An 8,059-nucleotide genomic window follows, 5' to 3' on the forward strand; every position below is an offset into this window, starting at 1 on the left:
AGTTCCACAAAACTATTTGGTCGATTATAGCTGCTCTGACGTAACCTTTTAAAAAGTGAAGTTATTCGTAAAAGTAGAATTAACCCTATCCTATCGTTTTAAGAAAACGTGAACCTACGAAAGCTCGCTACCCCCTGACTCAAACATATCAATTTTTCCCTCGAAAATTCTTAGCAACCAATTGGCTCTCACTCAATAATGATCAAGTTCAGCTTCCCTCTTTTATTTATTCTTCTCTGGTTATTTTGGCATACACCTAATCTGCCAGCGACTAAAACACTGTCCGATCAAACAATCCTGAATCAAGTTGACTCATTGCCCAATGCCAGCAGTTGGCCAGGTGAATTGAGCGTCAGTCACTTTGCTGGTCCTGATCTGACGCCCAGCCCAGCCTGTCTGGCGGTTGCGCCAACTGGTGAGGTATATGTTGGGGTCGATATGATTGGTTCACTTGGCAAAAAACCAGGGCAGGGTCGAATTGTCCGACTAGTCGATACAAACAACGATGGTAAAATCGATCAGCATACCACCTTTGCGGTAGCCGATAATCCACGAGGTATTTTACCCATTGGCGATCAGGTATTTGTACTGCATACTATCTTCTCCAATGAAACGGGGCTAGCCACAGGTATGGATTTAGTGGTATTTGAAGATAAGAATCATGATGGAGTAGCCGATGGTCCATCCAGGCCATTGATTGAGCATATCAGTAATCCGAACTTTATTAAAAGCCGGGGCACAGATCATGCAACCAATGGCATTCGGATGGGCATCGATGGCTGGATTTACATTGCCGTGGGTGATTTCGGCTTTCACGACGCCATCGACCGAAGCGGTAAGAAGTTGACCATGCTAGGCGGAGGAATTGTTCGGGTTCGTCCGGATGGGACTGAAATGGAAGTTTTCTCGCATGGACTTCGCAACATCTATGATGTCGCTATCGACCCCTACATGAATGTGTTTACCCGCGATAATACGAACGACGGCGGTGGCTGGAATATACGCTTTAGCAATCAAATTCAGTCGGGCGAATACGGCTATCCCGTTCTGTTCAAGCACTTTACCGACGAAATTATTCCGGCTCTGGTAGATGTAGGCGGAGGTTCGGGAACAGGTTCATTTTTTATGGATGATCCAACCTGGCCCGACCAATATAATCATGTACCCATGATGGCTGACTGGGGTCGAAATCAGCTTTACATCCATCGGGTTACATCAGATGCCGCTACGTTCACGCAGAAAGAAGAAGAGTTTATCAAATTATCGCAGATTACGGATGTTGACGTAGATGCTTCCGGGCGAATGTATCTGTCGGCCTGGAATGGCGCAGGCTATTCGGGTAATCCCAATAAAGGATTTGTGGTTCGTGTCGTACCGAAAAACTGGACGTATAAACCTTTCATAACCCTACAAAAAGCGTCGGAGAAAAAGCTGGCTGCGTTGTTAACTTCTGGTAGCGCCGTGGCCCGATTAGCTGCTCAGCAGGAATTACTAACCCGCCCTGCTAAGAAAACAGCTAAGCTTGTCTGGAAAATTGCCTCCGATAACCGCTTACCGCTATACGCTCGCGTTGCCGGAATTTTTACGTATGCGCAGATAACGGGGGCTGATGGTATCAATCAATTACTCCAGTTAACGACCGATAATGATGTCAAAGAATTCGCCCTTCGCGCACTGGCTGACCGGAAGCCGTTTTTAGATAAAGTGCCAACTGAGCCATTTCTCCAGGGACTCACTGATTCTTCTCCTCGCGTGCAGCTAATCGCTACAATCGGGTTAGGTCGTCTGGGCAGACCAGAAGCAATTCCTGCTCTATTACAAGTGAAAGTTCCCGCTTCTTTTGCCGCGCCCGCTCTAGGCACAGAAGGCCCCCATGCAACGCCAAATTCGGCAATTATTCCAGCACACATTGCCGTTCGATCGTTAGTCGCGCTTCAGGCAGTCGATGCCTGTGTGAGTGCTATCGAGTCATCAAATTCAACCATTGCGCTCTGGGCATTACGCTATATGCACGATCCTAAAGCGGTAAGCGGACTAATTAAAGCCTATAAACACACTACCGATACGGCTTTAAAAAGTCAGATTATAACAACTATATCAAGACTTTACAGAAAAGAAGCTGCTTATGATGGCTCCTGGTGGTGGAGTACCCGACCAGACACCCACGGGCCTTACTACAAAGCAATTACGTGGGAATCGTCGCCCGAGATTAAAAATTTTCTGGTTGACGAATGGAGCAGGTCTACTAACAAACAAGCTTTCCTCGATCTGAACAGCCGACTTCGGATGGAAATACCTGAATTTGGAGCAGAAGAACCTGTTGCTGCCAAAGAAGAAACCAAGATTGATCTGGAAAAAATCAGGAATAAAAAGGGTCAAATTGGCGAATCATCTATCGAAGATGTAATGCTGGCAATGGCGAAAATTAAAGGGGATGCAGCATTGGGCAAAACACTATTTACCCAGCAAGGCTGCATTGCCTGTCATAGTCTTAACCGGGGAGAAACACCGAAAGGACCTTTTATGGGTCAGATTGGTTCGATTATGAGTCGGGAGCAAATTGCCGAATCGATTCTAAAGCCAAATGCCTCTATTTCTCAGGGATTTGCAACAGTCATGATTACAGCGAAGGGTGGTAAAAACTATACCGGCTTCGTTACTGAGGAATCCGCTTCACGAGTGGTTCTACGCGATATAACCGGACAGGTATATACGCTGAAAGCATCGGATATTACCAGCCGAAAGGAAATGGAAACTTCGATGATGCCCGCCGGATTAGCGAACGCTTTATCGTATGAAGAATTTGCTTCGCTAATTACCTTCCTGTCGCAACAGAAAAAATAAGAGCGAAAGAGGGAATGAGTGAAAGAGCGATAGACAGTTTCAAATTTATCGCTCTTTCACTCATTCCCTCTTTCGCCGTTCTATAAATGAATATCGTAAGCTTTTAACTTATTGTAAAGCGTTTTTCGGTCGATATTGAGGACTTCAGCTGCTTTGGTTTTGTTGTAGCCTGTTTTCTCCAGTACTTTTAAAATAGCCGCCCGTTCAGCGTTTTCAGAAACGGATTTCAGGTTAGCCGCCGACTGACTAAACACAGGTATACCCGGACGAGCCGGATCATAATTAACCTGAATATGGGCCGGTGCGGCTTCTTCAGGCGTAAAATATTGAGGAGAAATAATTTCCTGTGGAAACACATCTGCTTCAATATAATTGCCCTGAGTTAGCAACACGGCTCGTTTGACTACATTTTGTAGTTCGCGCAGGTTGCCATGCCAGTAGTACTCCTTCAATTTCTCTTTTGCTTCCTCGTCAAATCCCAGAATTTCTTTCTCTAACTGTTGATTAGCCAATTCCAGAAAATGATCCGCAAAAATCATGATGTCAGACTTGCGTTCACGTAAAGGCGATAAATGCATTTCAAACTCAGCAATACGGTGGTAGATGTCCTCCCGGAATTTACCCTGGCGAACGGCTTCCCGTAAATCCTCGTTGGTTGCCACAATAATCCGCACATCGACCGGAATATCCTGGTTGCTACCAATACGTCTGATTTTACGCTCCTGCAGCACACGCAACAATTTGATCTGGTTATCATACGACAAATTCCCGATTTCATCGAGGAATATTGTCCCTCCATTCGCATATTCGAAGCTACCCGCCTTGTCTGACATAGCCCCTGTAAAGGATCCCTTTACGTGTCCGAATAACTCACTGCCAGCCAGTTCTTTGCTCAAAGCACCACAGTCGATTGCGACAAAGGCTTTATCCGCCCGTTTGCTTTTAAGGTGAATGGCATTCGCAACAAATTCTTTACCCGTACCCGTTTCGCCAGTTATAATTACCGACATATCCGTCGGTGCAATCAGATCAATATGTTTTTGAAGTTGCTCGGCGGCCCGGCTTTTTCCGAAAATGAAGCGTTTACCGTCTGGCGTTAGTGCAACTTTGCTGGGAGCAGCTTTTGCGGCACCAGTTTTTGCAGTTGCTCCCGTATTTGATGACGACGAACTTTTCGACTGATTCAGTGATTGCGCTCTACGTTCAAGAGCAGCTTTTATGGTATACAGAATTTCGTCGGGGTAGAGCGGCTTAGTTACGTAGTCATACGCACCGTGTTTAACGGTTTGAACAGCCATCCGGACGTCTGAGTATCCGGTAATAATAATTACAGCGGTAGTTGGATGCATCACCTTGATTCGGCGAAGCATTTCAAGACCATCAATATCAGGAAGTTTAAAATCGCAAATGACCAGTTCAAATGCTTCTTTCCTCAAAAGATTTAATCCATCATCCCCTCGCTGCACCGACGCCGTTTTATAGCCTTGTTTGCTCAGAAAACGCTCGAGCAATAGGCATATATCGTTGTTATCGTCAATAATCAGAATTTTTTCCATGAAGCGGCATTGAACTTGCTCAGACAGACCATGTCCATTTATGAACAACGAAAAAAGCTGGTCAAGCTATATGAACAAAGTTACTCAAACCTGAATGGTTTGCAAAGCCGTTTCTACAGAACGTCGGGTAAATGGCTTGCCAATAAAATAGTCAGCGCCTTGCTCAGTAGCTCGTCGCCGTTCAGCCTGGCCATCGAACGCACTGATCATGATAATTTTAGCCTCGGTTTGGTCTTCCTTAATAGAAGGCAATAAATCGAAGCCCAACCCATCGGGCAGATTCAGATCTAGAAAAATGGCGTCAAATTTTTGACTATGCAGGCACTGACGCCCTTCTTCGATAAAATGAGCGCAGGTGGGTTGATATCCCAATCGTCTTAACAAGCCAGAGAGCAACAAACAAATATCAGCTTCGTCATCCACAATTAATACACGCTTTGCGTGAGAGGCTGTATTCATTACAACTGGTCTATATTGTTGCCCTATATTTAATTTCGCTACCATAGTACTACGAACTATATTGGTTCACTTATGCACAATAGATATAAAATAGTGTGCCGAAAATAGTGGTATTACCCAAAAAACAAGTAGCGACATGGATTATCAGCATATAAAGCTGTTATTTATACATATAAAGTTGTCAACGGTTGTAAACAGACTGATAGGATGTCCCCACTTTGTGAGTGAATTTTCTACGCTTATTCTACACATGTGGATTATTTTCCACACTTTTCAACTGAGTAAATTTTTCCGGGTCACATTTTTTTTAGTGTGATTATATAAGTTAAAACCTCATTTACAAGCGCATAGCGTCAAAAGCATATGCTTGTAGAACGTTTTCACCATTCTTGGCACAACTTTTTCTAACTACTTAGTCGATTGCGAGACAGCTATTCTGATTTACTCAAGGAACGAGATGAAATGGGAAACCTTCTTTACACAATCGCTGTAGTGCTGATCATTATCTGGCTTCTGGGATTTTTAGGAGTTTTGGGAACAGGAATTGGCAATAGCAGTCTGATTCATATTCTGCTGGTGATTGCAGTAATTGCTATTCTCCTGCGCATAATTCAGGGCAGGGGCGTGTAGAGAAGGGAGTACGAAAAGCGAACAAAACGGTAACAATGAATTACCAACGTTACTGAAACGATATTCTACGCGGATTTGTCTGCGAAAATGTATTTTAGGTTAAGTACAAGTTACGGTGGGTACGGAATCCCTGCGCCAAATTGAGCGCGGGGATTTTATTTTTAGCCTATTTCCTAATCAAGAGTTATCCAACCGTCAGAGCTTAGCTACAAAGATTATAAGGCCGAATTAGCATAACGATGCCCTTCAACTTTTCAGGTATTGCAGTACGTTTTACATATGTGATTACCTTTTTATTGTCGCTGGCTACTTTATCTTGTTTGTAGGGATTCGTTTACATTCATTAATTGGGGTATTGCGTAAAACGTGGACGTCCTTGTGGAAAAAAATCCTCAATACTCCCCAGTAACCAATATAACCAATCCACTGTCTTACAGCTACTTACTCCAATTAACCGATTATGGTATAGTATTTTCTTGTAGGTTGGCATTATTGGAACTATAAGTCATTCACAAAAGTTAGAAACCATGAAATCATTACCAGGAGTTTTAGTAGGATTAGCGGTCGGCGCAGTTGTTGGTATTCTTCTGGCTCCAGAGAGCGGCAAAAAGACCCGTAAACGCATCACGAAAGAATCAGATACGTTTTTCAAAGATCTGCAGGACCAACTCCAGACAGGTATCGACAGCATTAAGAGTCAATACAATGATTATGTAGACTCAGCTGCCGGAAAAGCTCAAGATCTGGTTGGTCAGGCGAAATCGAAAGCAAAGCAATAGGAAACTAATTCGCTAAAACGAAACTCACCTAAAACAAAAAATACAATGAGAAGCTCAAGAGATTTTCTGGCCGGTATCCTGACAGGAGTTGTTATCGGAATTTTAACTGCCCCTCGCAGTGGTAAAGAAACCCGCGATAAACTTAGCGACGAAGCGAACAAACGCACCAGTGATCTGAAAGATCAGTGGGAAAAAGGCGTTACGCAGGTGAAAGAAGGATACGAACAGGCTAAAAGTCAAGTAAATCAATACACTGAGAAAGCCAAAGATCAGTATAATCAATACAAAGATCAGGCTCAGGCAGCTCTCAATAAAAACAAAGAAGACGCCAAAGATCAGTATAACGACAAAGTCGATGAATTAGCGGACAACGCTAAACTGAACTAATTACCAGCATTAATTTACTCAACGTTATTGAAAAGATACACCCCGTCAGATTCTTCTGGTGGGGTGTACTGCTTTTAGGGGTTTAATAATCTTTTAATATGGGCTTAAGAGGGCTTTAATTAACATGGGGGAGTTTTGTGTATAATCTTTGAGGGCACAATACCACATGAAAAGGCAACTATTTGATAAAAAAAGTTATCATCAACTGCTAACTATCCCTGCAGTTCTTTTGTCAGTGAGCATATTAAGTGGTTGCGGTAGTACAGCACAACAATCGTCGGAAGTGGCTTCGCCTAAAGCGAGTCAGGAGAGCAATTTGCTGGCAACCGCAGCATTCGATACAGCCCGGTTAGAGAACGCCCGCAATGAATTGAATCTGACCGGCAAAATCACATTCAACCAAGATCAGGTAGTAAAAGTATTTCCGTTAGTTGGCGGTCATATTGAAACGTTAAAAGCTGATCTGGGTGATTACGTCAAAAAAGGGCAAACATTAGCCGTTATTCGTTCAGGCGATCTGGCCGATCTCGAACAACAGGCGGTATCGGCAAAAGGTCAACTGTCGGTTGCACAAAAAAATATGCAGGTGACCGAAGATATGACCAAAGCAGGATTAAGCTCTCAGCGCGATCTGGTAGCCAGTCGAGAACAGTTAGAAGCAGCTAAAGGCGAGGTCAATCGTGTAAACGAACGCCGGCGAATTGTAGGAGGGAATGGCTCAGTCTATTATGTTAAAGCACCGATGAGTGGATTTATCGTCGAAAAAACGGCCTCGTCAGGTATGGAACTCCGCTCAGATGATCCTGAAAATCTGTTCACTATTTCAAACCTTGATCACGTTTGGGTACTGGCAAATGTGTATGAATCCGATCTGGCGAATGTGAAAGAAGGCGATCAGGCAACCATTACAACTCTCTCCTACCCCGATAAAATTTTCCATGGCCGAATCGACAAAATCTTTAATGTGCTGGACCCAGATAGCAAAACGCTAAAAGTTCGGGTAACGCTCGATAATGCCGATTATCGACTTAAGCCTGAAATGTTTGCAAATGTAAGCGTTCTGTATGCTGGTCGTGATAAACGCGTAGCCATTCCGGCCAAAGCAGTCGTATTCGACAAAAACCGCAACTTTGTGGTAATGGTGAATCAAAAAAATCAGCCACTTGTGCGCGAAGTGGATGTTTATAAATCAATCGGTCAGAAAACATACTTAGCAGGCGGCTTAACCCCCGGCGATCGAGTTGTCACAAACAATCAGCTCTTGATTTACAATGCGTTAGGAAATTAATTAAGCATAAATAAACATGAGTCATCCCGAATTTTGATTCCATAAGTGGGTGAAAGCAATTCGGATACGATAAAGCGGTGCTGAGGCTTCTCGGCACCGCTTTCCCGTTCGGTGGC

7 protein-coding genes are annotated in these 8,059 nt (G+C 43.8%); 5 read left to right on the forward strand and 2 right to left on the reverse strand.

Going from position 1 to position 8,059, the window contains the following annotated elements:
- Positions 1-198: 198 nt before the first annotated feature.
- Positions 199-2,844, forward strand: coding sequence for a DUF7133 domain-containing protein (locus ACYVE4_RS02325; RefSeq protein ID WP_460995290.1), 2,646 nt, complete (start codon positions 199-201; stop codon positions 2,842-2,844).
- A gap of 80 nt (positions 2,845-2,924) precedes the next feature.
- Here the strand turns inward: ACYVE4_RS02325 and ACYVE4_RS02330 are convergent, their stop codons facing one another.
- Both ACYVE4_RS02330 and ACYVE4_RS02335 read right to left on the reverse strand, forming a co-directional pair.
- Positions 2,925-4,400, reverse strand: coding sequence for a sigma-54-dependent transcriptional regulator (locus ACYVE4_RS02330; protein WP_460995291.1), 1,476 nt, complete (start codon positions 4,398-4,400; stop codon positions 2,925-2,927).
- An 84-nt stretch (positions 4,401-4,484) separates the two neighbouring features.
- On the reverse strand, positions 4,485-4,859 hold the full coding sequence (locus ACYVE4_RS02335) for a response regulator (RefSeq protein WP_460995292.1): 375 nt from the start codon (positions 4,857-4,859) through the stop codon (positions 4,485-4,487).
- Positions 4,860-5,321: 462 nt separating this feature from the next.
- Here ACYVE4_RS02335 and ACYVE4_RS02340 point away from each other — a divergent pair, with 462 nt between their 5' ends.
- From ACYVE4_RS02340 to ACYVE4_RS02355, 4 genes are all read left to right on the forward strand, one after another.
- Positions 5,322-5,489 (forward strand): lmo0937 family membrane protein, encoded by a 168-nt coding sequence (locus ACYVE4_RS02340; RefSeq protein ID WP_460995293.1) that lies wholly within the window; start codon positions 5,322-5,324, stop codon positions 5,487-5,489.
- Positions 5,490-6,016: 527 nt separating this feature from the next.
- The gene (locus tag ACYVE4_RS02345) at positions 6,017-6,268 is read left to right on the forward strand and encodes a YtxH domain-containing protein (protein ID WP_460995294.1); all 252 of its coding nucleotides are present in this window, start codon (positions 6,017-6,019) and stop codon (positions 6,266-6,268) included.
- Between the two features lie 45 nt (positions 6,269-6,313).
- A complete protein-coding gene (locus tag ACYVE4_RS02350; protein ID WP_460995295.1) occupies positions 6,314-6,655 on the forward strand; it encodes a YtxH domain-containing protein in 342 nt (113 codons plus the stop codon).
- 166 nt (positions 6,656-6,821) lie between these two features.
- Positions 6,822-7,943: an efflux RND transporter periplasmic adaptor subunit gene (locus ACYVE4_RS02355; RefSeq protein ID WP_460995296.1), complete on the forward strand. Its 1,122-nt coding sequence runs from the start codon at positions 6,822-6,824 to the stop codon at positions 7,941-7,943.
- Positions 7,944-8,059: the final 116 nt, after the last annotated feature.

Source organism: Spirosoma harenae (assembly GCF_054776975.1).